25 protein-coding genes are annotated in these 24,969 nt (G+C 75.1%); 9 read left to right on the forward strand and 16 right to left on the reverse strand.

The genetic code is table 11. From position 1 onward, the window contains the following. Nucleotides 1-15: 15 nt before the first annotated feature. Nucleotides 16-681 (reverse strand): hypothetical protein, encoded by a 666-nt coding sequence (locus DQ241_RS19350; RefSeq protein ID WP_147252414.1) that lies wholly within the window; start codon nucleotides 679-681, stop codon nucleotides 16-18. Between the two features lie 184 nt (nucleotides 682-865). On the opposite strand from DQ241_RS19350, the gene DQ241_RS19355 reads away from it, so the two are divergent. The 4 genes from DQ241_RS19355 to DQ241_RS19370 all read left to right on the forward strand — a co-directional run bounded on the left by DQ241_RS19355 (nucleotide 866) and on the right by DQ241_RS19370 (nucleotide 5,427). Continuing rightward, nucleotides 866-1,771, forward strand: coding sequence for a universal stress protein (locus DQ241_RS19355; RefSeq protein ID WP_113831851.1), 906 nt, complete (start codon nucleotides 866-868; stop codon nucleotides 1,769-1,771). Nucleotides 1,772-1,814: 43 nt separating this feature from the next. Continuing rightward, a complete protein-coding gene (locus tag DQ241_RS19360; RefSeq protein WP_113831852.1) occupies nucleotides 1,815-2,591 on the forward strand; it encodes an ABC transporter permease in 777 nt (258 codons plus the stop codon). A 106-nt stretch (nucleotides 2,592-2,697) separates the two neighbouring features. Next, a complete protein-coding gene (locus DQ241_RS19365) occupies nucleotides 2,698-4,107 on the forward strand; it encodes a trypsin-like peptidase domain-containing protein (protein WP_233492571.1) in 1,410 nt (469 codons plus the stop codon). A gap of 39 nt (nucleotides 4,108-4,146) precedes the next feature. Continuing rightward, the gene (locus tag DQ241_RS19370; RefSeq protein WP_233492572.1) at nucleotides 4,147-5,427 is read left to right on the forward strand and encodes a DUF445 domain-containing protein; all 1,281 of its coding nucleotides are present in this window, start codon (nucleotides 4,147-4,149) and stop codon (nucleotides 5,425-5,427) included. Here the strand turns inward: DQ241_RS19370 and DQ241_RS19375 are convergent, their stop codons facing one another. The 6 genes from DQ241_RS19375 to DQ241_RS19400 are packed head-to-tail and all read right to left on the reverse strand — an operon-like array spanning nucleotide 5,428 to nucleotide 9,913. After that, on the reverse strand, nucleotides 5,428-5,784 hold the full coding sequence (locus DQ241_RS19375) for a hypothetical protein (protein ID WP_113831853.1): 357 nt from the start codon (nucleotides 5,782-5,784) through the stop codon (nucleotides 5,428-5,430). It lies immediately after the preceding gene. A gap of 42 nt (nucleotides 5,785-5,826) precedes the next feature. Beyond that, nucleotides 5,827-6,804: a 23S rRNA (guanosine(2251)-2'-O)-methyltransferase RlmB gene (gene rlmB / locus DQ241_RS19380; RefSeq protein WP_233492573.1), complete on the reverse strand. Its 978-nt coding sequence runs from the start codon at nucleotides 6,802-6,804 to the stop codon at nucleotides 5,827-5,829. Continuing rightward, nucleotides 6,786-8,186 (reverse strand): cysteine--tRNA ligase, encoded by a 1,401-nt coding sequence (gene cysS, locus DQ241_RS19385; RefSeq protein ID WP_113831855.1) that lies wholly within the window; start codon nucleotides 8,184-8,186, stop codon nucleotides 6,786-6,788. The genes rlmB and cysS overlap by 19 nt, the downstream gene beginning before the upstream one ends. A 31-nt stretch (nucleotides 8,187-8,217) precedes the next feature. Beyond that, the gene (gene ispF / locus DQ241_RS19390; protein ID WP_113831856.1) at nucleotides 8,218-8,718 is read right to left on the reverse strand and encodes a 2-C-methyl-D-erythritol 2,4-cyclodiphosphate synthase; all 501 of its coding nucleotides are present in this window, start codon (nucleotides 8,716-8,718) and stop codon (nucleotides 8,218-8,220) included. Beyond that, a complete protein-coding gene (gene ispD / locus DQ241_RS19395) occupies nucleotides 8,715-9,377 on the reverse strand; it encodes a 2-C-methyl-D-erythritol 4-phosphate cytidylyltransferase (protein ID WP_113831857.1) in 663 nt (220 codons plus the stop codon). Before ispD ends, ispF begins: the two co-directional genes overlap by 4 nt. 53 nt (nucleotides 9,378-9,430) lie before the next feature. Further along, the gene (locus tag DQ241_RS19400; RefSeq protein WP_091929357.1) at nucleotides 9,431-9,913 is read right to left on the reverse strand and encodes a CarD family transcriptional regulator; all 483 of its coding nucleotides are present in this window, start codon (nucleotides 9,911-9,913) and stop codon (nucleotides 9,431-9,433) included. A 207-nt stretch (nucleotides 9,914-10,120) separates the two neighbouring features. Here DQ241_RS19400 and DQ241_RS19405 point away from each other — a divergent pair, with 207 nt between their 5' ends. Further along, nucleotides 10,121-10,891 (forward strand): UbiA family prenyltransferase, encoded by a 771-nt coding sequence (locus tag DQ241_RS19405; RefSeq protein ID WP_233492574.1) that lies wholly within the window; start codon nucleotides 10,121-10,123, stop codon nucleotides 10,889-10,891. Nucleotides 10,892-10,900: 9 nt separating this feature from the next. On the opposite strand, the gene DQ241_RS19410 is transcribed toward DQ241_RS19405, so the two are convergent. After that, nucleotides 10,901-11,620: a hypothetical protein gene (locus DQ241_RS19410; RefSeq protein ID WP_113831859.1), complete on the reverse strand. Its 720-nt coding sequence runs from the start codon at nucleotides 11,618-11,620 to the stop codon at nucleotides 10,901-10,903. A gap of 235 nt (nucleotides 11,621-11,855) precedes the next feature. Between DQ241_RS19410 and DQ241_RS19415 the strand changes: the two genes are divergently transcribed. The 3 genes from DQ241_RS19415 (at nucleotide 11,856) to disA (ending at nucleotide 15,122) form a co-directional block, all read left to right on the forward strand. Continuing rightward, nucleotides 11,856-12,497 carry a copper chaperone PCu(A)C gene (locus DQ241_RS19415; protein ID WP_113831860.1) on the forward strand — a complete coding sequence of 214 codons (642 nt, stop codon included), beginning with the start codon at nucleotides 11,856-11,858 and terminating at the stop codon, nucleotides 12,495-12,497. A gap of 56 nt (nucleotides 12,498-12,553) precedes the next feature. Beyond that, complete coding sequence (gene radA, locus DQ241_RS19420; protein WP_233492575.1) at nucleotides 12,554-13,921, forward strand: DNA repair protein RadA; 1,368 nt, start codon at nucleotides 12,554-12,556, stop codon at nucleotides 13,919-13,921. A gap of 115 nt (nucleotides 13,922-14,036) precedes the next feature. Next, entirely contained in the window at nucleotides 14,037-15,122 is a 1,086-nt protein-coding gene (gene disA / locus DQ241_RS19425; RefSeq protein ID WP_113831862.1) for a DNA integrity scanning diadenylate cyclase DisA, read from the forward strand. On the opposite strand, the gene DQ241_RS19430 is transcribed toward disA, so the two are convergent. Continuing rightward, nucleotides 15,119-15,799, reverse strand: a complete 681-nt coding sequence (locus DQ241_RS19430; RefSeq protein ID WP_113831863.1) for a MucR family transcriptional regulator — start codon at nucleotides 15,797-15,799, stop codon at nucleotides 15,119-15,121. The genes disA and DQ241_RS19430 overlap by 4 nt on opposite strands. 75 nt (nucleotides 15,800-15,874) lie before the next feature. On the opposite strand from DQ241_RS19430, the gene DQ241_RS19435 reads away from it, so the two are divergent. Then, the gene (locus tag DQ241_RS19435) at nucleotides 15,875-16,780 is read left to right on the forward strand and encodes an A/G-specific adenine glycosylase (RefSeq protein WP_113831864.1); all 906 of its coding nucleotides are present in this window, start codon (nucleotides 15,875-15,877) and stop codon (nucleotides 16,778-16,780) included. Between the two features lie 66 nt (nucleotides 16,781-16,846). Here the strand turns inward: DQ241_RS19435 and DQ241_RS19440 are convergent, their stop codons facing one another. The 7 genes from DQ241_RS19440 to DQ241_RS19470 all read right to left on the reverse strand — a co-directional run bounded on the left by DQ241_RS19440 (nucleotide 16,847) and on the right by DQ241_RS19470 (nucleotide 24,797). After that, nucleotides 16,847-19,369 carry an ATP-dependent Clp protease ATP-binding subunit gene (locus DQ241_RS19440; RefSeq protein WP_113831865.1) on the reverse strand — a complete coding sequence of 841 codons (2,523 nt, stop codon included), beginning with the start codon at nucleotides 19,367-19,369 and terminating at the stop codon, nucleotides 16,847-16,849. Nucleotides 19,370-19,744: 375 nt separating this feature from the next. Next, nucleotides 19,745-20,092 carry an Lsr2 family protein gene (locus DQ241_RS19445; RefSeq protein ID WP_113831866.1) on the reverse strand — a complete coding sequence of 116 codons (348 nt, stop codon included), beginning with the start codon at nucleotides 20,090-20,092 and terminating at the stop codon, nucleotides 19,745-19,747. A 152-nt stretch (nucleotides 20,093-20,244) separates the two neighbouring features. Next, nucleotides 20,245-21,702 (reverse strand): lysine--tRNA ligase, encoded by a 1,458-nt coding sequence (lysS, locus tag DQ241_RS19450; protein ID WP_113831921.1) that lies wholly within the window; start codon nucleotides 21,700-21,702, stop codon nucleotides 20,245-20,247. Nucleotides 21,703-21,779: 77 nt separating this feature from the next. Continuing rightward, nucleotides 21,780-22,589 (reverse strand): type III pantothenate kinase, encoded by an 810-nt coding sequence (locus DQ241_RS19455; protein ID WP_233492577.1) that lies wholly within the window; start codon nucleotides 22,587-22,589, stop codon nucleotides 21,780-21,782. After that, nucleotides 22,586-23,011 carry an aspartate 1-decarboxylase gene (gene panD, locus DQ241_RS19460; RefSeq protein WP_113831867.1) on the reverse strand — a complete coding sequence of 142 codons (426 nt, stop codon included), beginning with the start codon at nucleotides 23,009-23,011 and terminating at the stop codon, nucleotides 22,586-22,588. Before panD ends, DQ241_RS19455 begins: the two co-directional genes overlap by 4 nt. Next, a complete protein-coding gene (gene panC, locus DQ241_RS19465; protein WP_113831868.1) occupies nucleotides 23,008-23,856 on the reverse strand; it encodes a pantoate--beta-alanine ligase in 849 nt (282 codons plus the stop codon). The genes panD and panC overlap by 4 nt, the downstream gene beginning before the upstream one ends. Next, complete coding sequence (locus DQ241_RS19470) at nucleotides 23,853-24,797, reverse strand: Rossmann-like and DUF2520 domain-containing protein (protein ID WP_113831869.1); 945 nt, start codon at nucleotides 24,795-24,797, stop codon at nucleotides 23,853-23,855. The genes panC and DQ241_RS19470 overlap by 4 nt, the downstream gene beginning before the upstream one ends. Between the last annotated feature and the right edge of the window lie 172 nt (nucleotides 24,798-24,969).

Consider the following 24,969-nt stretch of genomic DNA (forward strand, 5'->3'; position numbering starts at 1 on the left):
GGTGCGGGTCGCCGGTCAGGCGGCGCCGGTGCCGGCCGCCGGCAGGTCGCGCACGTAGGCCGCCGGGTCGCTGCCCGGCACCGGCCCGTCGGCCAGCCAGCGCGCGAACCCGGTCGGGTCGCGGCGCTCCAGCTCGTCGAGCACCTCTCCGCGCCGGCCCACGACCGCCCGCCGCCAGGCCGGCTCGAGACGGCCGGCCAGCAGCGCCGTCGTCCGCACCCACTCCTGGCCGAGGTCGGCCGTCCCGAGGCTGCGCACCGGCGGGCGCAGCAGGGTCGGGGTCGGCACCGCGCGGGGCGCAGCCCCTGCGGGCGGCACCGCCGCCAACCCCGGGCCGATCCGGTGCGCGCGGCGCAGCCTGCGCACGAGGACGGCACCGCCGACCGTCGCCGCCAGCAGCACCGTGACCGCCCCACCGGCCACTGCGGCGACGCCGGCCAGCACCAGCAGGCTCCCGACGGTCCACCCGGCGGCCGAGACGGCTGCGTCGACCGCCGTCCGCGCGCTCCCTGCGGACTCGCGGGCGATGCCGGCCGCGACGCAGGCGGCGAACATCCCGCCGACCGCGACGGCCACCAGCCCGGGGCCGCGCACCGCCAGGCAGCCGATCACCGCCAGCACACCGGCGGCGGCCGACGCCAGGAGGACCACCCACCGGGGAAGAGAACGAGGCACGGGCACGTGCAGCCTCCAGGCACACCAGGACACGACGACCGGGACGGTCGTCTCCCCCCGCCCCTCCGGGCGTCCAGTACCCCGGGGAACCGCTCGGTCACACGCGCACGGACCTTCGGCCCTTCCCACTCGAGCGAGGTCCGAGGACCCTGGGCCACGACGGGGGTCCACCGTGCTGCGGAGGTGCACCGTGACGACGACCGCTCCCCTCGACCCCGGCCGCGGCGCCGACCGCGCCGAGCCCGGCCCGGCCGCCGACGACCGGCCCGTCCGCGAGGTGGTGGTCGGCGTCGACGGCAGCGAGTGCGCCCTGGCCGCCGTCCGCTGGGCGGCCGAGGAGGCCCTGCGCCGCGGTGCGCCACTGCGCATCGTGCACGCGGCGCCCTACCTCACCCGGCACCGCGTCGGCGGTGCGGTGCCGCACGAGCTGCACCGGGCCCGGCAGATCACCGGCCGCGCGTACACCGTGGCCCGGCGCGCCGACCGCGAGCTGCAGGTGAGCACCGAGATCGTCCCCGGCGACCCGACGACGGCGCTGCTGCGCGCCGCGGCGGCCGGGCAGCTCCTCGTGCTCGGCAGCTCGACGACCGGCGTGCTCGACGAGTGGGTGATCGCCCCGGTGACCTCCCGGGTGGCCGCCCGCGCACCGCAGCCGGTGGTCGTGGTGCCGCGGTCCCACCAGCCCGCGACCGGTCCGCTGACCGCCGTCCTGGGCATCGGCGACCCCGGGGACGACGAGGCGGTCGCCGCCTTCGCCGCCGCCTCCGCCCGCCGGTCCGGCGCGACGCTGCGGGTCGTGCAGACCCGGCCGCAGCCGCTGACCTGGGCCGACGACGAGGAGGAGTGGGGGCGCCGCAACCCGGGGCTGGCGGTGGAGCACGTCACCGTCCCGGGCGCGACCGGACGGCAGCTGCTCTCCGCCGTCTGCCCCACCCCGCTGGTCGTCGTGAGCGCCGGGCACCTGGGCCTGCTGCACCGCGGGCTCGACGGCCCGCACCGGTGGCTGCTCCGGCACTGCACCTCACCGCTGGCCATGGTGCCGCCGGTGCACCGCCCCGAGCTCGATCCGCGCGAGGAGATCGTCGCCGTCGGCTGACCACCTCCGCGCGCCGTCCGGGCGCCCGGCAGGATCGGCGCCCGTGGGAACCTCGGTCGTCGACCTCGGGCCGCGGCTGGCCGTCGTGCTGGTCGTCCTCGCCGCGCTGGCCGCGGCGGGCGCCCGGGTGTCCGGGCTGGGCGAGCAGCGCTCCGTCCTCGTCGCCGCGGTGCGGGCCACGCTGCAGCTCGCGGCGGTCTCCGCCGTCCTGCTCGCCGTCGTCGGCTCGCTGTGGGGGTCGGCGGCGTTCGTCGTCCTCATGGTGGCCGTCGCCGCCGTCACGGCCGCCGGGCGGGTGACCGCGCGCCCGCTGCGCTCGTCCGGCGCCTCCCGTCGCGTGGCGCTCGCGGCGCTGCCGGTCGTCGTCGGCGCCGGGCCCGTGGTGGCGCTGGTGCTGGCCAGCGGTGCCGTCCCCCTGAGCGGTGAGGCGGTCGTCCCGATCGCCGGGATCCTCGTCGGCGGCGCGATGACGGCGACGTCGCTGGCCGGCCGCCGGGTGCGCGACGAGCTGACCCAGCGGCGGGGAGAGGTCGAGGCAGCGCTGGCCCTGGGCCTCCTCCCCCGCGACGCCGTCCTGCTCCTGGCCCGCCCGGTGGCCGCGACCGCGCTGGTGCCGCCGCTGGACCAGACCCGCACGGTCGGCCTGGTCACCCTGCCCGGCGCGTTCGTCGGCGTGCTGCTCGGCGGCGGCAGCCCGGTGGAGGCCGGCGCCGCGCAGCTGCTGGTGCTCGTGGGCCTGCTCGCGGCGGAGGTCCTGGCGATCTGGGTGGTCACCGAGACGATCGCGCGCGGGGCATTGCTGGACGACGTGCCGCGTTGACCCGTCCAGGAACCTCACAGCGGACCTCCAGCGCCGCGCCAGCGCGGCACCGGACAGTGGGGACGTCGCAGCGGCCGGACGGCCGCGCACGAGGAGGATTCGAGCAGTGAGCGAACACGAGCACCCGGCCCCCACCGGCTCCACCGGCGGCGAGCCGCAGCAGGGCCCCGCGCCGGCGGCCTCCGACGCGCCCCCGGCCGACCGCCACCCCACGACGCCGCAGCCCGCCTACGGGCCGGCCCCGTCCTACGGGTCCTACGCCGGCGGGCACCAGCCGTACGGCCAGCACCAGCCGTACGCCCCGCAGCAGCCCTACGGCCAGGGCCAGCCCTCCGGCGCCCCGTACTGGGGTCCGCCGCGCCAGCCCACCACCCCGGTGCCGCCGGTCGCCGGCGCACCCGCGGGCGACGACGCCGCAGCGCCGTCGCGGAGGTCCGGCCGGCTGCGGATCGGGATCGCCGGCCTGGTCGCCGGCGCCCTCATCGGCGGCGGCGCCGGCGCCGGGGTGGCCGCCCTGGTGGACGACGGCTCGATCACCGGCAGCTCCCCCGCCGCCGCGCAGGCGGTGACCATCACCAACCCGGAGACCGCGACCACCGCCACGGCGGCCGCCGCGAAGGCCGCGCCCAGCGTGGTCACCATCTACGTGAGCAGCGGATCGAGCTCCGGCAGCGGATCCGGCGTCATCCTCACCGACGACGGCTACGTGCTCACCAACAACCACGTCGTGGCCGAGGGCGGCACCGTCCAGGTGCGGACCGCGGACGGCACGCTCTACGACGCCGAGGTCGTGGGCACCGACCCCTCCTCCGACATCGCCGTGGTGAAGCTCGACGGCGCCTCGGACCTGACGCCGGCCACCTTCGCCGACTCCGACGACGTCCAGGTCGGCGACGTCGCGGTGGCCATCGGTGCCCCGCTCGGCCTGTCCAACACCGTCACCGACGGCATCGTCAGCGCGACCGACCGCGCGGTGCAGACCGGGTCCAGCCAGGACGAGGCCACGGTCATCGACGCCCTGCAGACCGACGCCGCGATCAACCCGGGCAACTCCGGTGGGGCACTGGTGAACGGCGCCGGCGAGGTGATCGGCATCAACACCGCCATCGCGACCGTCGCGTCCGGTGCTCCCGGCGCCGACTCGCAGAGCGGCAACATCGGCGTCGGCTTCGCGATCCCCAGCAACACCGCCAAGCGGATCGCCGACGAGATCGTGGACACGGGCGAGGCCACCCGCGCCTACCTCGGTGTGCGGGCGCAGACGGCGGCCGGCGGTCAGAACAGCGGGGTCGGCAACGGGGCGCAGATCGTCTCCGTGGAGCCCGACAGCGCGGCCGCCGACGCCGGGCTGCGCGAGGGCGACGTCGTCACCGCCGTCGGCGAGCGCCCGGTGACCACCTCGACCGAGCTCACCGCGGCCGTGCGCAGCCTGGCCCCCGGCGACGAGGTCACGCTCACCGTGCGGCGCGGCACCGGGGAGCAGCAGATCGAGGTCACGCTCGGCTCCACCAGCTGACCCGAGCGGGGGCGGTCGATCGGTCCTTAGGCTCGGACCGTGCCGGAGACCCGATCGACCGCCCTGCTGGCTGGCTCCCTCGACGACCCGGCCCGAGCCCGCGACCTGGCCCGCATGAAGCGGCTGGCGACCGGGCTCTTCCTGCTGGCCGCCGCCGTGTTCCTCGCCTGCGTGCTGCTCGGCGAGGAGACCGGGGCCTGGGTGGGCTACGTGCGGGCCACCGCTGAGGCGTCCATGGTGGGTGCGCTGGCCGACTGGTTCGCGGTGACCGCGCTCTTCCGGCACCCGCTGGGGCTGCCCATCCCGCACACCGCGATCATCCCGCGCAAGAAGGACCAGATCGGCGAGAGCCTGGGCACCTTCGTGCAGGAGAACTTCCTGACCCGCGCCGTGGTCGAGGAGAAGCTCACCACCATCGACGTCCCCACCCGGCTGGGCAACTTCCTCGACGCACCCGGCCGCGCCGAGCGGCTGGCCGGCGACGCCGGCGCCGCCCTCACCGCGCTGACCGACCTGCTGCGGGACGAGGACCTCGAGCCCGCGGTGGCCGCGATCGTCGAGCGCAAGCTGCACGCCACCCCCGCCGCGCCGGTGCTGGCGCGGGTGCTGGAGCTCGTCGTCGACGGCGACCGCCACCAGGAGGTGCTCTCCGCCGCGCTGCGGCTGCTCTCCCGCTTCCTGCAGGAGAACCGCGTGGTGTTCCGGGCCCAGCTCGGCGACGCCTCCCCCGCGTGGGTCCCCGACTGGGTCGACGACCGCGTCTTCGACCGGGCCTTCGCCGGCATCCAGCGCTTCCTCGACGAGGTCGGCGCCGATCCGCGGCACGAGCTGCGCCGGTCCTACGACAACCGGCTCCGGGCCTACGTGCACGCGCTGCGCACCGATCCGGAGACCGCCGCCCGGGTCGAGGCGCTCAAGAAGGAGCTGCTCGAGCACCCCGCGGTGCGCACCTGGTCGGGCTCGCTGTGGTCCAACGCGAAGACCGCGGTCCTCACCGCCGCCGCCGACCCCGACTCGGAGCTGCGGGCACGGGTGACCGGGCTGATCCTCGACGCCGCCCGCCTGCTGCGCACCGACCACACCGTCCGCGAGCTGGTGCAGCGGCACGCGCACGGCATCGCCGGCCACCTCGTCGAGCGCTTCTCCGGCGACCTCGCCGACCTGGTCAGCAGCACCGTCGCCCGGTGGGACACCGAGGAGACGAGCAACCGCATCGAGCTGCAGGTGGGCCGCGACCTGCAGTGGATCCGGGTGAACGGCACCGTCGTCGGTGGCCTCGCCGGGCTGGTGATCTACACCGTCGCCCAGCTCATCGGCTGATCAGCGGCCGGCGCGCTCGTCCAGCAGCAGCGCCGCCAGCGACAGGGCACCCCACGTCGCGGCCGCCGGGGCCACCAGCGCGGCCCGCCGTCGAGCGCCGGCCGCGGGCAGCGCGAGCGCGTCGGTCACGTCGCCGAGCACCCGCGCCGCGACGGCCAGCCGTCGGGCAGGACCCGGCGGGGCCACCGCCATGGCCACGCCGATGCCGATGTCGCGCGCGGCCAGCGAACGGACCAGCGCGCGGGTCGCCGCGGTGTCGACCGGGCCGGCCGGGCGGAGCAGCGCCGCCGGTCCGGCCACCAGCACCGCCGAACCGACGGCGGTTGCCAGCCCGGCGAGCGAGGTCAGGGAGCCCATGCCCCATCCGAGCAGCCGGGCGCCGGGCGCGCCAGGCCCAATTCAGCGCCGGGCGGCCGCCGCGGCGTAGAGCGCGATGCCGGCGGCGACGCTCACGTTGAGCGACTCGGTCTCCCGGGAGATCGGGATGCGGACGACGACGTCGCACTTCTCGCGCACGAGCCGGGACAGGCCGGTCCCCTCGGCGCCGACGACGAGCGCCACCGGGTCGGCGAAGCCGTCGTAGTCGTGCAGGTCGACGTCCCCGTCGCCGGCCAGGCCGACCGTCTGCAGGCCGGCGTCCTGGTAGGACGCCAGCGCCCGCGGCAGGTTGACCGCGCGGGCCACCTGCAGCCGGGCGGCGGCGCCGGCGCTGGTGCGCCACGCGGACGCGGTCATGCCCACCGCCCGCCGCTGCGGCACGACGACGCCGTGCGCGTCGAAGGCGGCCGCCGAGCGGACGACGGCGCCGAGGTTGCGCGGGTCGGTCACCCCGTCCAGCGCCACCAGCAGCGCCGGGCGGCCGGAGTCGCGGGCGACGTCGAGCAGGTCGTCGGGGTGGGCGTACTCGTACGGCGGGACCTGCAGGCCGATGCCCTGGTGCAGGGCGCCGCCGGACATCCGGTCGAACTCGCCCTTGCCCACCTCGAGCAGCGGCAGCCCGCGGTCGTTGGCCAGCGCCAGCGCCTCGGTGATCCGCTCGTCGGTCATCCGGGTGGTGTCGCCGGTGACGACGTACAGCGCGGTGGCCGGGATGCGCGCCCGCAGCGCCTCGACGACGGGGTTGCGCCCGAGCAGCAGCTCCGGCGCCTCCTCCTGCTTCTGGCGGGCCCGGGCGCGGTCGGCCCGCTGGCGCTCCTGCGCCTGGGCCTTGCGCTGCGCGGGGTGCCCGTAGCGTGCCTCGGCCGGCGGGGTCGCCCCCCGGCCGGCCAGCGAGCGCCGGTTCTTGCCGCCCGTGCCGCCGGGGGCGCCCTTCTTGTGCGCTCCGGTCGTGCGGCCTCGGCGCTGGCTGTTGCCGGCCATCAGCGGATCAACTCCCATCGGGGTCCCTGCGGGGTGTCCTCGACCGCGACCCCGAGCGCGGCGAGCTGGTCGCGGATCGCGTCCGCGGCGGCGAAGTCCTTGCGGGCCCGGGCGGCCTGGCGCTGCTCGAGCGCGAGCACGACCAGGCCGTCGGTGGCCTGGGCCAGGCGGTCGTCGGAACCGGTGGCCCACTGCGGGTCGAGCGGGTCGAGGCCGAGCACGCCGAGCATCGCGCGCACCGCGCCGAGGGCGGCGGCCGCGGCCTCGTCGTCGCCGTCGGCGAGCGCGGTGTTGCCCTGGCGGACGGCCTCGTGCACGGCCGCGACCGCGGCCGGGGTGGACAGGTCGTCGTCGAGCGCGGCGCGGAACTCCGCGGGCAGCTCCGGCTTCCCGGCGTCCACCCCCACGCGCTCGGCGGCCCGCTGCACGAAGGACTCGATGCGCCGGTAGGCCGAGCCGGCCTCCTCCAGCGCCGCGTCGGTGAACTCGATCGTCGAGCGGTAGTGCGGGGCGACGAGGTAGTAGCGCAGCTCCACCGGGCGTACCCGGCGGACCACCTCGTCGACCAGCGCGGTGTTGCCCAGCGACTTGCTCATCTTCTCGCCGCCGAGGGTCACCCAGCCGTTGTGCAGCCAGTACTGCGCGAAGCCGTCACCGGCCGCCCGCGACTGGGCCTGCTCGTTCTCGTGGTGCGGGAAGCGCAGGTCCAGGCCGCCGCCGTGGATGTCGAACTCCGCGCCGAGGTACTTCCCGGCCATCGCCGAGCACTCCAGGTGCCAGCCGGGCCGCCCGGGGCCCCACGGCGTGGGCCAGGACGCCGTGGCCGGCTCCCCCGGCTTGTGCGCCTTCCACAGCGCGAAGTCACGGGGGTCGCGCTTGCGCTCGTCGCTGTCGGTGTCGGCGGCCGGCTCGAGGTTGTCCAGCTTCTGGCCGGTCAGCGCGCCGTACCCGGGGAAGGAGCGGACGTCGAAGTAGACGTCGCCGTCGACGGCGTAGGCGTGCCCGCGGTCGATCAACCGCTGCATCAGCTCGACCATCTCCGGGACGTGCCCGGTCGCCCGCGGCTCGTAGGACGGGGGCAGCACGCCGAGGACGTCGTAGGCGCGGGTGCAGGCGCGCTCGTTGAGGTAGGCCCACGCCCACCAGGGGACGTCGTGCTCCGCGGCCTTCGCGAGGATCTTGTCGTCGATGTCGGTGACGTTGCGGACGTAGGTGACCTCGAGCCCGCTCGCGGCCAGCCAGCGGCGCAGCACGTCGAAGGAGACGGCCGCCCGGATGTGGCCGACGTGCGGCGGGCCCTGCACGGTGAGCCCGCAGACGTAGACGGACGCCTGACCGGCACGCAGGGGCGTGAAGTCGCGGACCGCGCGGGCGGCCGTGTCGTACAGGCGGAGGCTCACTGCCGGGAGTCTACGGAGTCCCGGCGCGCTCTCACGCCTGCGGAGAGGTCCCCTCCCCCGTCCGGACCACCAGCGCGGTGGCGATCGCCGCCCGGCCCTCGCCGCGGCCGGTCAGCCCGAGCCCGTCCGTGGTGGTGGCGGTGAGGCTCACCGGCGCCCCCAGCGCGGCGGTCAGCACCGCCTCGGCCTCGCCGCGGCGCGTGCCGATCCGCGGGCTGTTGCCGATCAGCTGCACCGAGGCGTTGCCGACCCGCCAGCCGGCCGCGTCGAGCACCTCGCGCACGTGACCGAGGACGTCGGCGCCGCGGGCCCCGGCCCAGCGGGGGTCGTCGGTGCCGAGCAGACCGCCGATGTCCCCCAGCCCGGCCGCGGAGAGGACGGCGTCGGTGAGGGCGTGCGCGACGACGTCGCCGTCGGAGTGCCCGGCGCAGCCGTCGGCGTCCGGCCACTCCAGGCCGGCCAGCCAGCAGGGGCGCCCGGGCTCCACCGGGTGCACGTCGGTACCGGTGCCGACGCGGGGCAGCCCGATCACCGGGTCACCTGGGCTTCCGCGAGGGTCAGGTCGTGCGCGACCGTCACCTTGGCCGCGCGCTCGTCGCCGGCGACCGTCACGACCGGGATGCCGGCGGCGCGGAGCACGGCCGCGTCGTCGGTGAGGTCGGCGTCCGGCGGGAGGTCCGCGTAGGCCGCGGCGAGGACGGCGCGGTCGAAGCCCTGCGGGGTCTGCACCCGGCGGAGGGTGGCACGCGGTAGGGCGTCGGTGATCACGCCGGCATCGTCCACGACCACGGTGGTGTCGACGACCGGCAGCACCGGGACGACGCCGGGGTGGCCGTCGGCGAGCGCGGCCAGGACCCGGCGGACCAGGTCCGGCGGGGTCAGCGGGCGGGCCGCGTCGTGCACCAGGACGACGTCGGCACCGGCGGTCGCGGCGGCCAGGCAGGCGCGGACCGAGCCGGTCCGGCTGGCGCCGCCGTCGACCAGGTGCACGTCGGCGGGCAGGACGGCGGCGAACGCGTCGCGCTGCGCCGCCGGGACGGCGACCACGACCTCCGCGACGCCCCCGGCCCGGAGGGCGTCGACCGACCAGGCGACGAGGGGCCGGCCGGCCAGCGCGACCAGCGCCTTCGGCAGATCTGCGCCCAGACGCGAACCGCTCCCGGCCGCTGCGACGATGCCGACAGCGTGCACGGGAGCGGTCCGGGTGTCTTTCGGTGGAACGGCTCAGCTCGGGAGACCCGAGCTCAGCTGGCGAGGACCTCGTCGAGGAGGACCTCCGCCTTGTCCTCGTTGGTGCCCTCGGCGAGCGCGAGCTCGCTGACCAGGATCTGGCGGGCCTTGGAGAGCATCCGCTTCTCGCCGGCCGAGAGGCCCCGGTCCTTGTCGCGGCGCCAGAGGTCGCGGACGACCTCGGCCACCTTGTTCACGTCGCCGGAGGCCAGCTTCTCGAGGTTGGCCTTGTAGCGGCGCGACCAGTTGGTCGGCTCTTCGGTGTGGGGGGCACGCAGGACCTCGAAGACCCGGTTCAGGCCCTCCTGACCGACGACGTCACGGACGCCGACGATCTCTGCGTTGTCGGCCGGCACGCGCACGGTGAGGTCGCCCTGGGCGACCTTCAGCACGAGGTAGGCCTTCTCTTCGCCCTTGATGGTCCGCTTCTCGATCGCTTCGATCAGAGCAGCGCCGTGGTGCGGGTAGACGACGGTCTCGCCGACAGTGAAGCCCATGTGAATGTGACCCCTTTCGCTGTCCCCAGGTTACCACGGCAGACTGACCCAACGGATCGGAGCCGATCAGCAAATCCGCAGGTCAGAAGGCACGTTCGTTCCCGACAGGGGGTTGACAGACGGATGGTCGGTGTGCCTTCGACGGCCTCCCCTGCGGCTCTCGCGGCCGCCCTCGCGCGCGCCACGCACCCGGGTCCGGCTGTGGCGGTGACCACCGTGGCGACCCTCCTCGCCGTGGCCGCGGGCGTGGACGGACCCCGCGTCGTCCTCGTCTGCCTCGCCGTCCTCGCAGGTCAGGCGTCCATCGGCTGGAGCAACGACTGGCTGGACGCCGACCGCGACCGCGCCGTCGCCCGGCCCGACAAGCCGGTGGTGCAGGGCGCGGTCCGCCCCCCGATGCTGCGCGCGCTGGCGTGCGCCTCGGCCGCGCTGGCCGTCGTCCTCTCGCTGCTCCTCGGTGCCGTACCGGGTCTTCTGCTGCTCGTCCTGGTGGCCAGCGGGTGGGCCTACAACGCCGGGCTCAAGCGGACCGCGGTCTCCGTCGTGCCGTACGTGACCGGCTTCGGGGCGCTGCCGGCCGGCGTGGTCGCCGCCGCACCGGGGACGCCCGTCGCGCCGTGGTGGCTGATGGCCGCCGGCGGTGCGCTCGGCGCCGCCGCGCACCTCGCCAACGTCGCGCCCGACATCGAGGAGGACCTCGCCACCGGGGTCCGGGGCCTGCCCCACCGCCTCGGCGCGGGGGTGTCCGCGGGAACCGGTGCGCTGCTGCTCGGCGCGGCGTCCCTCGCGCTGGTCCTCGGGCCGGACGGCGCCCCCACCGCGGCGGAGTGGGGCGTGCTGGTCGTCGCGCTCCCCGCCGTCGCGCTGGCCGCGCTCGCCGGCAGCCCCCGCTTCCGGCGGGCCGCCTTCCCCGCGGTGATGCTGCTGACCGTGCTCGACGTCGTCCTGCTCCTGCTGGGCGGGGCGTCCCTCACCTGAGCGCGGGCGTCAGCCCCGACCGCCGCCCTTGCCGTTGCCGTTGCCGCCGCCGTTGCCGTTGCCGTTGCCGTTGCCGCGGGTGGTGGCGCCACCGGTGGCCTTCGGGCGGTCGCTGCCGCGGGTCGCCGCGGCGGTCGGTGCCTGCGCCGGCACCTCCGCGACCTCCGCGACCTCCGCGACGGGCTGCGCGGGCCCCTCCGCGACCGGCAGGGCCGCGAGGTCCACGCCCTCCGCCGCGAGATCCGCCTCGTCGAGGTGCTTGCGGCCGGCCCAGTCACGCACGACCTCGCCGAACCGCACGCCCTCGCCCCGGAACGCGCCGTTCCGGGCACCCTCGCTCACCCAGGCGCCGAACGAGGCGTAGCCCTCCGGGCCCGCGGCCGCCCAGGCCGTGGCGTCGAAGGCGGCCGGGTCCGCCGGCGCCTCCTCCTCGGCGACCGGGTCCTCGGCAACCGGGTCCGCGGCGACCGGCTCCTCGCCCGTGGCGGGCTCGTCGGCCGGCTGCTCCGGCGCCGGCTCCACGGCCTCGGCGAGGACGTCGCCGGAATCGGGCAGGTCCAGCGGCGACACGCCCTCGACGACCGCCGCGACCGGGTCCTGCACGGGGTCCGGCAGCACGCCGGCCGCTCCGGCGCCGGTCACCGCCGTGACCGCGAGCGCGGCACCGGCGGTCGTCTTGGCGAGGACGCCGGCGGACATGACCTTGGCGAGCGCGGTCGTGATGAGCATGGGGGTGGGGCTCCGTTCTCCGTGAGGCGTCGTGCACAGGGGTTCTCGGCAGCTCCGCCCGCGCACCTGAGACCTGTCGCCCGGACGGGGCATCGCGCACGTGCGCGTAGCGACGCGGAACGGCGGGCACACCCTTCCCTGCGGGCGGGGGCCCGTGGGCGACCGATAGGCTGCGGTCGACCCCCGTGCCGCCGATCCCGCGGTGGCCGGTCCGTACTGCTGGAGGTCGTCGGCTGTGAACCGCGCCCTGCGCGCCGCCACCATGGGCGTGTTGCTGCTCTCCCCCGTCGCGCTCTCCGCGTGCAGCGCCGGGCAGGTCACCCAGACCGCCACCCAGGAGCGCGACAAGACCGGCTCGATGGCCCAGGTCGGCGACATCACGCTGCGCCAGGTGCAGCTCGCCTACCCCCGCGGCGGCGCCTACGAGGCCGGTGACGACGCCGAGCTGCAGATGGCGATCGTCAACACCGGGCAGGAGACCGACACCCTCGTCAGCGTCGAGGGCGAGGGCTTCGGCGACGCGGAGCTCGACCCGGGCACCGCCCCCGTCAACGCCTCCGGACTGCCCGCCGGCACCGCGACCGTCGGCGGCTCCGGCGAGATCGAGTGCGCGCCCGACACCACCGTGTTCATCGGGCCGGACTCCGACGCCTCCATCACGCTCACCGACCTCGACGAGGGGCTCACCACCGGCCAGTACGTGACCCTGGTGCTCACCTTCGAGAACGCCGGCGAGATCACCGTCCAGGCCACGGTCGCCACCCCGTCCCGCGCCCTCGAGCGCGAGGAGGGCTTCGACTTCCACCACGAGGAGGGCACGAACGAGGGCGACGAGGCCAACACCGAGGTCGCCTCGGGCGCGGGCAGCGACGAGTAGGGCCTCCCGCCCGCTCCTCCCCGGAACCGTCGTACCCGGCGGTTAGCGTCGCCGTCGTGCCACCGTCCGGAGTGAAGTCCGCCCGTCCCGCCCACCGCTGCACCGAGTGCGGCTACGCCTCGCCCAAGTGGGTCGGGCGCTGCCCCGAGTGCCAGGCGTGGGGCACGCTGCAGGAGGCCGGGGCACCCGCCACCGGCCTGCGCGCCGTCTCCGCCGGCCCCGTGACCGCCCCCGCTCGCCCGATCGCGCAGGTCGAGCTCACCGGCGCCCGCGCGGTGCCGACGGGCATCGCCGAGTTCGACCGCGTCCTGGGCGGCGGGCTCGTGCCGGGTGCGGTCCTCCTCGTGGCCGGGGAGCCCGGCGTCGGCAAGTCCACGCTGCTGCTCGAGGTGGCGCACCGCGTCGCCGCCGGCAACGGCCCGGCGCTGGTGGTCTCCGGCGAGGAGTCGGCGGGGCAGGTGCGGCTGCGCGCCGAGCGGATCGGCGCGCTGCACGACCGGCTCTACCTGGCCGCCGAGACGGAGCTGTCGGCCGTCCTCGCGCACGTCGAGGAGGTCAACCCCTCCCTGCTGGTGCTCGACTCGGTGCAGACCGTCCGCTCCCCCGCCGTCGAGGGCACCGACGGCGGCTCGACCCAGGTGCGCGCGGTCGCCAGCGCGCTGACCGGCGTGGCGAAGAGCCGCGGCATGACCACCATCCTGGTCGGCCACGTCACCAAGGACGGCGCCATCGCCGGGCCGCGCACGCTCGAGCACCTGGTCGACGTCGTGGTGGCCTTCGACGGCGAACGGCACTCCACCCTGCGGCTCATCCGGGCCACCAAGAACCGCTTCGGCCCGGCCGACGAGATCGGCTGCTTCGAGATCGGCGACGCCGGGGTCGTGGGCGTCCCCGACCCCTCCGCGCTGTTCGTCTCCCGGCGCAGCGCCCCGGTGCCCGGCAGCTGCGTCACCGTGACGATGGAAGGAAGCCGCCCGCTGCTCGCCGAGGTGCAGGCCCTCGTCGCGAGCTCCACCGGCGGCGGCTCGCCCCGGAGGGCGGTCAGCGGCCTGGACTCGCAGCGGGTGGCGATGGTCAACGCCGTCGTCGAGCGCCGCGGTGGGGTGAAGCTGGCCGACGCCGACGTCTTCGCGGCCTCGGTGGGCGGGGTGCGCATCGCCGAGCCGGCGGCGGACCTCGCGCTGGCGCTGGCCATCGCGTCGGCCGCCAACGACCGCCCGCTGCCCGACGGCGTCGTGGCGCTGGGCGAGGTGGGGCTGTCCGGCGAGATCCGCCGGGTCGGCGGCACCGGGCGCCGGCTGGCCGAGGCGGCCCGCCAGGGGTACCGCGTCGCGCTCGTGCCACCGGACGCCGGCAACGCGCCGCCCGGGATGCGGCTGGTCGAGGTGCCCGACCTGGGCACCGCGTTCCACCGCCTCTTCTGATCCCGGCCGGTTCCGCATCTGGCATGCTGTTCCGGCCCGGGAACCCGAGACGGACCCCGGGGGTTCTCGGGCACGTAGACTCAGCCGCCGTACCACTCGACCGTCAGGAGCGCTCGTGCCCGCCGCCGTGGACCCCGAGATCGCCCTGCGCGAGCTCCTCGGCCGCATCGCCCCCGGGACCGCGCTGCGCGACGGCCTCGAGCGCATCCTCGCCGGGCGCACCGGCGCGCTGATCGTGCTGGGCTACGACCGCGTGGTCGAGTCCATCTGCACCGGCGGCTTCGCCCTCGACGTGGCCCTGTCCGCCACCCGGCTGCGCGAGCTGGCCAAGATGGACGGCGCGGTGATCGTCTCCTACGACGGCACCCGCATCGTCCGCGCCGGCGTGCACCTCATGCCCGACCCGGGCGTCCCCACCGAGGAGTCCGGCACCCGCCACCGCACCGCCGAGCGGGTCGCGATCCAGACCGGGTTCCCGGTCATCTCGGTCAGCCAGTCGATGCACATCATCAGCGTCTACGTCGCCGGGCGCCGCTACACCCTCGAGCACCCGACCACCATCCTGGCGCGCGCCAACCAGGCTCTGGCGGCGCTGGAGCGCTACAAGCTGCGCCTCGACGAGGTCGCCAGCACGCTGTCGGCCCTGGAGATCGAGGACCTGGTCACCGTCCGCGACGCGATGAGCGTCAGCCAGCGGCTGGAGATGGTCCGGCGGATCGCCGACGAGATCGAGGGCTTCGTCGTCGAGCTGGGCACCGACGGCCGGCTGCTCGCGCTCCAGCTCGACGAGATGCTGGCTGGGGTCGAGGAGGACCGCGGGCTGCTGGTCCGCGACTACCTGCCCGGCGGCGGCCGCCGGCCGAAGACGATCGACCAGGTGCTCACCGACCTGCGCGCGCTGTCGGCCACCGAACTGCTCGACCTCTCCGCGGTCGCCCGCTGCTACGGGCTGCCCACCTCGCCCGACGCGCTGGACTCGCCGGTCAGCCCCCGCGGCTACCGGCTGCTCAACCGCGTCCCCCGGCTCCCCTCGGGCATCATCGACCGGCTCGTCGACCACTTCGGGGGCCTGCAGAAGCTGCTCGCCGCCACCATCGAGGACCTGCTGGCCGTGGAAGGTGTCGGCGAGGCGCGCGCCCGCGGTATCCGCGAGGGCCTGTCCCGGCTGGCCGAGACCTCGATCCTCGACCGGTACAGCTAGGCCTGGCCCAGCGTCAGCGGGGCGTCCGGCGAGCTCTTGGTGTCCAGCCGGCCGCGCACCAGGTAGTTCCCCGCCGGCGGGCTGGTGCGCGCCACGGTGCACGTCGGCTCGCTGGTGAGCCCGCCCCAGAGGACCGGGAACGACACCGCCTCGCCCGGGGCCAGGGTGCGGGTGTCGCTGGTGGCCTCCGGAAAGCAGTCGTTGCTGCCCCACACCCGGTTGCCGGCGGCGTCGAGCAGGATCAGCTCCTGCAGCCCCTTGTCCAGCGCCCGCGTGCAGGGCACGGCGGCGGCGTTCGTGACCACCAGCTCGAAGGTCGGCTTGCTGCCGACGGCGGCGGCACCCGGCGTGCGCACCTCGAGCGCGAGCATGTCGTCGGTGCACGGACCGCCGGCGACGGGAGCGACGGCCGTCGTCGCCGCCTGGACGTCGTCGGGGACGGCCGGGGCGCTCGGAGTGCGGACCGCGGCCACCGAAGGCACCACGCGCGCCAGAGCGGGCTCCCGGGGCGCGCTGCTCGTCGGCGCGGCGGCCTCGGCGCCGGCCCGTGCGTCGACCCGGCTCTGCAACACCACGCCGAGCCAGCCGCCGCCTCCGAACGCCAGGAGCACGGCCAGCAGCACCAGCCGGCGGCGCCAGTACACCCGCGCGGGGAGGGGACCGACCGGGTGGAGCACGCGGGAACGGTAACGGCCCGATCGGACCGCCCCGCACCGGCACGCCGCTGCACCGGGACGGCACACTGGACCCCTGTGACCAGCGTTCCCACCCGTCTCCCCGCTCCCTCGGAACCGGCCACCGGCGAGGCGATCGTCGACTGGTACGCCACCGCGGCCCGCGACCTGCCCTGGCGCCGGGCCGGCGTCGACGCCTGGGCGGTGCTGGTCAGCGAGGTGATGCTCCAGCAGACCCCGGTGGCCCGCGTGGAGCCGGTCTGGCGCGCGTGGCTGGACCGCTGGCCCACGCCGTCGGCGCTGGCGGCAGCCAGCCCGGCCGAGGTCATCCGCGCCTGGGGGAAGCTCGGCTACCCGCGGCGGGCGCTGCGGCTGCGCGAGGCCGCCGGCGCGATCGCCGAACGGCACGGGGACGTCGTCCCGGCCGACGTGGCGGCGCTCGAGGCGCTGCCCGGCGTCGGCACCTACACCGCCCGCGCGGTCGCCTGCTTCGGGTACGGCCGCCGGCAGCCGGTGGTGGACACCAACGTGCGCCGGGTCGTCGCCCGGCTGGTGCACGGGCGGGCCGAGGCGGGCACCGCGCGCGCAGCCGACCTGGCCGACGTCGCCGCGCTGGCCCCGGAGGACGACGCCCGCGCGGTGCGCTTCTCGGTGGCGATCATGGAGCTGGGCGCGCTGGTCTGCGTCGCCGGGACGCCCCGCTGCCCCGCGTGCCCGGTACGCGACCGCTGCGCCTGGCGGCTGACCGGCTCCCCCGCCTCCGCCGGGCCGGCCCGGCGGGTGCAGAAGTTCGCCGGCACGGACCGGCAGGTGCGCGGCCGGCTGCTCGACGTGCTCCGGGCCGCCGAGCACCCGGTGCCGGCCGCCGAGCTGGACGCCGCCTGGGACGACGCCGTCCAGCGGTCCCGGTGCCTGGACTCGCTGCTCGCCGACGGGCTGGTCGAGCAGACCGAGGACGGCCGGTTCACCCTCCCCCGCGGTTGATCACCGGGGGAAGACGCAGGAAGGCCCCTCCGCCCGTGGGGCGGAGGGGCCTTCCTGCTGCGGTGCTTACTCGGCCTGGGCCTCGTCGTCACCGCCGGACAACGCCACCGGGGGCGTGTCGGGCAGGTCGATCGGCTTGGCCTCGCCGCGGAAGGTGAACTTCTGCGCGGCGCCCTCGGCGTCGTCGACGTCCACCACGATGATCTGACCAGCGGTCAGCTCGCCGTAGAGGATCTTCTCCGACAGCGCGTCCTCGATCTCGCGCTGAATGGTCCGGCGCAGCGGCCGGGCCCCCAGGACCGGGTCGAAGCCACGAGCGGCGAGCAGCTTCTTCGCCGCCGGCGTGATCTCCAGCGCCATGTCCTTGTTCGCCAGCTGGCTCTCGACGCGGGCGACCATCAGATCGACGATCTCGATGATCTCGTTCTCGGTCAGCTGGTGGAACACGACGATGTCGTCGATGCGGTTGAGGAACTCCGGCCGGAAGTGCTGCTTGAGCTCCTCGTTGACCTTGAGCTTCATCCGGTCGTAGTTCGACTGGTCGTCGTTCCCGGCCTGGAAGCCCAGCCCCACGGCCTTGGAGATGTCGCGGGTACCGAGGTTGGTCGTGAGGATCAGGATCGTGTTCTTGAAGTCCACGATCCGGCCCTGACCGTCGGTGAGCCGGCCGTCCTCCAGCACCTGCAGGAGCGTGTTGAACACGTCCGCGTGCGCCTTCTCGATCTCGTCGAAGAGGACCACCGAGAACGGCTTGCGCCGCACCTTCTCGGTCAGCTGACCGCCCTCGTCGTAACCGACGTAACCGGGAGGGGCACCGACCAGCCGCGACACGGTGAACCGGTCGTGGAACTCGCCCATGTCGATCTGGATGAGCGCGTCGTCCTCGCCGAACAGGAAGTTCGCCAGGGCCTTGGCCAGCTCCGTCTTACCGACACCCGAGGGGCCGGCGAAGATGAACGAGCCACCCGGACGGCGCGGGTCCTTCAGACCGGCCCGCGTGCGACGGATCGCCTGCGAGACGCTCTTGATGGCCTCTTCCTGCCCGATGATCCGCTTGTGGAGCTCGTCCTCCATGCGGAGCAGACGGGTGGTCTCCTCCTCGGTCAGCTTGAAGACGGGGATGCCGGTCCAGTTGGCCAGCACCTCGGCGATCTGCTCGTCGTCGACCTCGGCGACGACGTCCATGTCGCCGGCCTTCCACTGCTTCTCGCGCTCGGCCTTCTCGCCCAGGAGGGTCTTCTCCTTGTCGCGCAGCGACGCGGCCTTCTCGAAGTCCTGCGCGTCGATCGCCGACTCCTTCTCGCGGCGGATGCCGGCGATCCGGTCGTCGAACTCGCGCAGGTCCGGCGGGGCGGTCATCCGCTTGATCCGCATCCGGGCGCCGGCCTCGTCGATCAGGTCGATCGCCTTGTCCGGCAGGAAGCGGTCGGAGATGTACCGGTCGGCCAGCGTCGCGGCGGCCACGAGCGCACCGTCGGTGATGCTGATCCGGTGGTGCGCCTCGTAGCGGTCGCGCAGCCCCTTGAGGATCTCGATCGTGTGGGTGAGCGTCGGCTCGCCCACCTGGATCGGCTGGAAGCGGCGCTCGAGAGCGGCGTCCTTCTCCAGGTGCTTGCGGTACTCGTCGAGCGTCGTGGCGCCGATGGTCTGCAGCTCACCGCGGGCCAGCATCGGCTTGAGGATGCTGGCGGCGTCGATCGCGCCCTCGGCGGCACCCGCACCCACGAGGGTGTGGATCTCGTCGATGAACAGGATGATGTCGCCGCGGGTGCGGATCTCCTTGAGCACCTTCTTGAGGCGCTCCTCGAAGTCACCGCGGTAGCGGGAACCGGCGACCAGTGCGCCGAGGTCCAGCGTGTAGAGCTGCTTGTCCTTCAGCGTCTCGGGCACCTCGCCCTTGACGATGGCCTGGGCCAGGCCCTCGACGACGGCGGTCTTGCCGACGCCGGGCTCGCCGATGAGGACCGGGTTGTTCTTGGTCCGCCGCGACAGGACCTGCATGACCCGCTCGATCTCCTTGGCCCGCCCGATGACCGGGTCGAGCTTGGAGTCGCGCGCGGCCTGGGTCAGGTTGCGGCCGAACTGGTCGAGGACCAGGGAGGTCGAGGGGGTGCCCTCGGCCGGGCCGCCGGCCGCGGCCGGCTCCTTGCCCTGGTAACCCGACAGCAGCTGGATGACCTGCTGGCGGACGCGGTTGAGGTCGGCGCCGAGCTTCACCAGGACCTGGGCGGCGACGCCCTCGCCCTCGCGGATCAGGCCGAGCAGGATGTGCTCGGTGCCGATGTAGTTGTGGCCGAGCTGGAGCGCCTCGCGCAGCGAGAGCTCGAGGACCTTCTTGGCGCGGGGCGTGAAGGGGATGTGACCGGACGGGGCCTGCTGGCCCTGGCCGATGATCTCCTCGACCTGCTGCCGGACACCCTCGAGCGAGATGCCGAGGGACTCCAGCGCCTTGGCCGCGACGCCCTCACCCTCGTGGATCAGACCCAGGAGGATGTGCTCGGTGCCGATGTAGTTGTGGTTGAGCATCCTGGCTTCTTCCTGCGCCAGGACGACCACCCGTCGGGCTCGGTCGGTGAACCGTTCGAACATCTGCTGCTTCTCCTTCGACCGGCTGGTCCGGCACGGCCTCCCCGGGGGAACGGGGAGGAGCACCCGACATCCGTCGGCGCGCTGGGGCACCGGTCTTTCCACTGTAGTCGCGGACCACGCCGTCCCGTCGGCGGACGACGGGGGTTGTGGGTGGCTGCCCGTTCCAACCGATGGTGCCGAACAGGTGTTCCGCCCCGGTTACGCCGACAGCGGACGGCGGGCGGCGGCTTCTCCCGGGCGTGGCGGGCGCCCCAGGACGCACGACGGCCCGGCTCCCCAGAGGGGAACCGGGCCACCGGTGACGTGCTGGAACGGCCCCGTCGCAGGGCCCCGCCCCGAGCGGAGCGAGGGGTGGGGGGCGACGGGGTCCTTACATCAGTGAGCGGCTTCGTAGGCCTCGACCACGCTGGCCGGGATGCGGCCGCGGTCGCTCACCTGGTGGCCGTTCTTGCGGGCCCAGTCGCGGATGGCGCCGGCCTGCTCGCGGTCCATGCGACCGCCGGTGGCCCGGGAGCGCCCGCCGCCGGAGGCGCCGCGCGAACCGCGGCCGACCTTGCGGGCGGCCTGCACGTACCGCGAGAAGACGTCGCGCATCTCCTTGGCGTTCTTCTCCGCCAGGTCGATCTCGTAGGACGTGCCGTCGAGCGAGAAGCTGACGGTCTCGTCGGCGGAGAGGTTCTCGTCGAGGTCGTCGCTCAGGATGACCTGGACCTTGCGCGCCATTTGGTTCCTCACTTTTCGCAGCGGCTGCGGAGCCGAACGGAAATGCCGCCCGTAGGGGCGACCACCGCATCATTGCACCATGGTCCGATGCAATTCCACCACTACTTCGCGGTGCGCCTCTTTCTGATGACCCGTTACCGGCGAGTTCTATTTCACTGGTTGATCGGTCGTACCAGTGGAAAGAGGATCGTCTCGCGAATACCGAGGCCGGTGAGCGTCATCATCAACCGGTCCATGCCCATGCCCATGCCACCGGTCGGCGGCATCCCGTACTCGAGCGCCTCGAGGAAGTCCTCGTCGACGACCATCGCCTCGGGATCGCCCGCGGCGGCCAGGGCCGCCTGGGCGGTGAACCGCTCGCGCTGCGCGACCGGGTCCACGAGCTCCGAGTAGGCGGTGGCCCGCTCGATCCCGCCGATGTACAGGTCCCACTTCTCGGCCAGGCCCGGCGTCGAGCGGTGCGCCCGGGTCAGCGGCGAGGTGTCCACCGGGTAGTCGACGACGAAGGTCGGCGCCTGGAGGGTGTGCTGCACGAGCGCCTCGAAGATCTCCTCGACCACCTTGCCGGGCACCCACGCCGGGTCCACGCCGACGTCGTGCTTCTCGGCGATCGCGCGCAGCGTCTCCGGCGGTGTCTCCGGGGTGATCTCCTCGCCGACCGCGTCGGAGACCACCGAGTACAGCGGCACCTGCGGCCACTCCCCCGACAGGTCCACCTCGGTGCCGTCGTGGTGCCGGGCGGTGTGGTCGCCGAACAACGCCACCGAGGCGTCCTGGATCAGCTCGCGGGTGAGCGTGGCCATCACCTGGTAGTCGGCGTAGGCCTGGTAGGCCTCCAGCATCGCGAACTCCGGCGAGTGCGAGCTGTCGGCGCCCTCGTTGCGGAAGTTCCGGTTGATCTCGAACACCCGGTCCAGCCCGCCGACGATGCACCGCTTGAGGAACAGCTCCGGCGCGATCCGCAGGTACAGGTCGAGGTCGAAGGCGTTCATGTGCGTGCGGAAGGGACGGGCGGTGGCACCGCCGTGCACCGTCTGCAGCATCGGCGTCTCGACCTCGAGGTAGCCGCGCGCGACCAGCCCGGCGCGCAGCGAGGCCATGACCGTGGCGCGCTGGCGCACCGTGCGGCGCGCCTCGTCGCGGACGATGAGGTCGACGTAGCGGCGGCGGACCCGCAGCTCCTCGCTCATCGGCTTGTGCGCGACCGGCAGCGGGCGCAGCGCCTTGGCGGTCAGCTGCCAGGAGTCGGCGAACACCGAGAGCTCGCCGCGGCGCGAGGTCCCCACCTCGCCGGCCACGAAGACGTGGTCGCCCAGGTCGACGTCGGCCTTCCAGGCGGCCAGCGCCTCCTCGCCGACGCGGTCGCGGGAGAGCATGACCTGCAGCTCGGCGTCGCCCTCGCGCAGCGTCGCGAAGGCGAGCTTGCCGGTGTTGCGGGAGAAGATGACCCGGCCGGTGACGCCGACCTGCTCGCCGGTCATCGTGTCCGGCTCGAGGTCCGGGTGGGCCGCGCGCACGGCGGCCAACGTGGTGGTGCGCGGCACCACCACCGGGAAGGGGTCGACGCCGGAATCCCGCAGCCGGTCGAGCTTGGCGCGGCGGACGCGCATCTGCTCGGGGAGTTCGTCGATTCCGCCGTCGTCGCCGTCGGCCGGGCCGTGGGGTCCTTCGCTCACGGCAGCCCAGCCTACGGGGCGGTGCTGCGCCGATTCGCCGCCTGCTGCCGCTCGAAGGCCAGCCGCAGGCCGTGCACGGTCAGATCGGGCTCCCGCTCGGAGATCGAGCGGCAGCTGTCGGCGACCAGCGGCGCGAGCCCACCGGTGGCGACGACGACCGGCGCGGCGCCGAACTGGGCGACCAGCTCGGCGGCGATCCGGGCCACCAGGCCGTCGACCAGGCCCGCGAAGCCCAGCACCAGACCCGACTGCAGCGCGGCCACGGTGTTCTTGCCGATCGCCTGCGGCGGGACGGTCAGCTCCACCGAGCGCAGCTGCGCGGCGCGGGCGGCCAGCGCGTCCAGGCTCACCTCGACGCCAGGGGCGAGCGCGCCCCCGAGGAACTGCCCGTCCGGCCCCACGGCGTCGACGTTGGTGGAGGTGCCGAAGTCGACGACGACCACCGGCCGGCCGCGGCCGTCGGGCCGGCGACCGAAGAGCTCGTGGGCGGCCAGGGCGGTGACCACGCGGTCGGCCCCCACCTCCCGCGGGTTGTCGACGTGCAGCGGGACGCCGGTGCGCACCCCGGGGCCGATCATCACGACCGGCACCTCGAGGGAGTCCAGGAGCTGGCGCAGCGCGGGCAGCAGCGCCGGCACCGTGGAGCACGCCGCGACCCCGGTGACCTCGGTGTCGCGCAGCAGGCCGCGCCACACCAGGCGCAGCTCGTCGGCAGTGGCCCGCGGAGCGGTGGTCACCCGCCAGCAGCCGACCCGCGTCGCGCCGTCGAAGGTGGCGAGGACGGTCTGGCTGTTGCCGACGTCGACCGTCAGCAGGGTCACCGGACCGGGACGCCCAGGTCGCTGCGCTGCTGGTCGGTCGCGCCGGGCACGGGGGCCGACGGGTCGCCGCCGAGCTCCACGACGCGGTTCTCGGCGTCGACGTGCACCACCTTCGGGATGTAGCTCTTCGCCTCGGTCTCGTCCATGAGCCCGTAGCTGATGAGGATCACCATGTCGCCGGGGTGCACGAGGTGCGCGGCCGCGCCGTTGATGCCGATGACGCGGCTGCCGCGCTCCCCGGGGATCACGTAGGTCTCCAGGCGGGCGCCGTTGGTGATGTCGACGATCGCGACCTGCTCCCCGGGCAGCAGGTCGGCGGCGTCGAGCAGGTCCTCGTCGACGGTCACCGAGCCCACGTAGTGCAGGTCGGCCTGGGTGACGGTGGCCCGGTGGATCTTGGACTTGAGCATCGTGCGCATCATCGGGGCCCTCCCAGGGTCACGGCGACGTTGTCGAGGAGTCGGGTGCTGCCGGCGCAGACGGCGACCAGCAGGCGGGCGGCACCGGCGGCGGGCGCCGGTCCCAGATCGGTATCGGTGAGTTCGAGGTAGTCCTGGAGCAGGTCGGGGCGCTGCGCGAGCACCGCCCGCGCGGCGGTCAGGACGGCGTCGGCGCCCTGCGGCCCCGCGGCGGCGCCGGCGCGCAGCGCGGCGGAGACGGTGGCGGCGGCGGCCCGCTGCTCCGCATCGAGGTAGCGGTTGCGGCTGGACAGCGCCAGGCCGTCGTCCTCCCGGACGGTGGGGACGCCGACCACCTCGACGCCGAGGGCCAGCTCGCGGGCCATGGCCCGGATCAGCGTGAGCTGCTGGTAGTCCTTCTCGCCGAAGAACGCCAGGTCGGGCCGGGCCAGCCCGAAGAGCTTGGCGACGACGGTGAGCACGCCGGCGAAGTGGCCGGGGCGCACCGCCCCCTCGAGGACGTCGCCCAGCGGGCCGGGGTCGACGGTCACGCCGACCCCGGACGGCGGGTAGACCTCCTCGACCGGCGGGTGGAAGACGACGTCGGCGCCCTCCTCGGCCAGCGCGGCGAGGTCGGCGTCCCAGGTGCGGGGATAGCGGTCGAAGTCCTCGCCCGGGCCGAACTGGGTGGGGTTGACGAAGACCGAGACGACGACGCTGCCGGCGCGCTCGCGGGCCGCGCGGACCAGCGTGCGGTGGCCCTCGTGCAGCGCGCCCATCGTGGGCACCAGCGCCACGGGGCCGGGCAGCCCGGCGACCAGCTCCCGCAGCTCGGCGACCGTCTCGGCGACGGCCGGGCGGCCGCTCACCGGAGGGGGGTCTCGTCGTGCGCGCCGCTCAGGAGGTCGAGCAGCGGTGCGCCCTCGTGCGGCTTGAGCCGGCCGGCGGTCAGCGCGCGCTCCGTCGTCCGGTGCGCCATGGCGACGTAGGCGGCGACCGCGTCCGGCGCCCGCTCGGTGAGCGTCTCGAGGTGGTCGCGGACGGTGCCGACGTCGCCCCGGCTGACCGGGCCGGTGAGCCCGCGGTCGCCGCGGCGCAGGCCGTTGTCCAGCGCAGCGGTCAGCAGCGGGGTGAGCACGCGGGCGGGGTCGGTCACCCCGGCCTCCCGCAGCAGGTCCGCCGCCTCGGCGACGAGGGTGACCAGGTGGTTGGCACCGGTGACCAGCGCCGCGTGGTAGAGCCCCCGGTCGGCCTCGGCGACGAAGAACGGCTCGCCACCCATCTCCAGCACCAGCGTCTCGGCGACCGGGCGGTAGGCCGGGTCGGAAGTCACCCCGAAGGGGGCGGCGGCCAGCCGGTCGGCGTCCTCGGGGGCGCCGGTGAAGGTCATGGCCGGGTGCAGCGCGAGCGGCAGCACGCCGGCGCGGGCGGCCGGCGCGAGCACGGCCAGGCCGTGCGCACCGGAGGTGTGGAAGGCCAGCTGGCCGGCCCGCCAGGCGCCGGTCTCGGCGAGGCCGGCGACGAGTCCCGGCAGGGTGTCGTCGGGGACGGCGAGGACGACGAGGTCGGCCGCGGCCACGACCTGGTCGGCGGGCAGCAGCGGGACGCCGGGCAGCAGGCGCGCGGCCCGCTCGGCGGAGGCGGTGGAGAGGCCGGAGGCGGCGACCACGTCGTGGCCGGCGGCGGCGAGGGCGGCACCGAGGACGGCGCCGACGCGGCCGGCGCCGATGATCCCCACGCGCAGCCGCGCGGGCGCATCGGCTGCCGGGAGCAGCCCGGGAGCCCGGACGGTCCTGCGGGCAGCAGGCATGGTGTGCACCTCTCGTTCCAGTCCCGTGCGGGTACCGGACGTCGGTTCGCGACCTGCCCCGTTGCAGATCGCCGGTGTGGGTCGTGCGGTGGTGCGGGCGGCTGCTCGCTGCGACCCCGGAGGTGCCGCGCGGGCGGTGTGCCGACCGCGAGTGTGGGACGGGTTCCGGCGG

It is taken from the genome of Blastococcus sp. TF02A-30, assembly GCF_003319185.1.
In the GTDB taxonomy this organism is placed as follows: domain Bacteria; phylum Actinomycetota; class Actinomycetes; order Mycobacteriales; family Geodermatophilaceae; genus Blastococcus.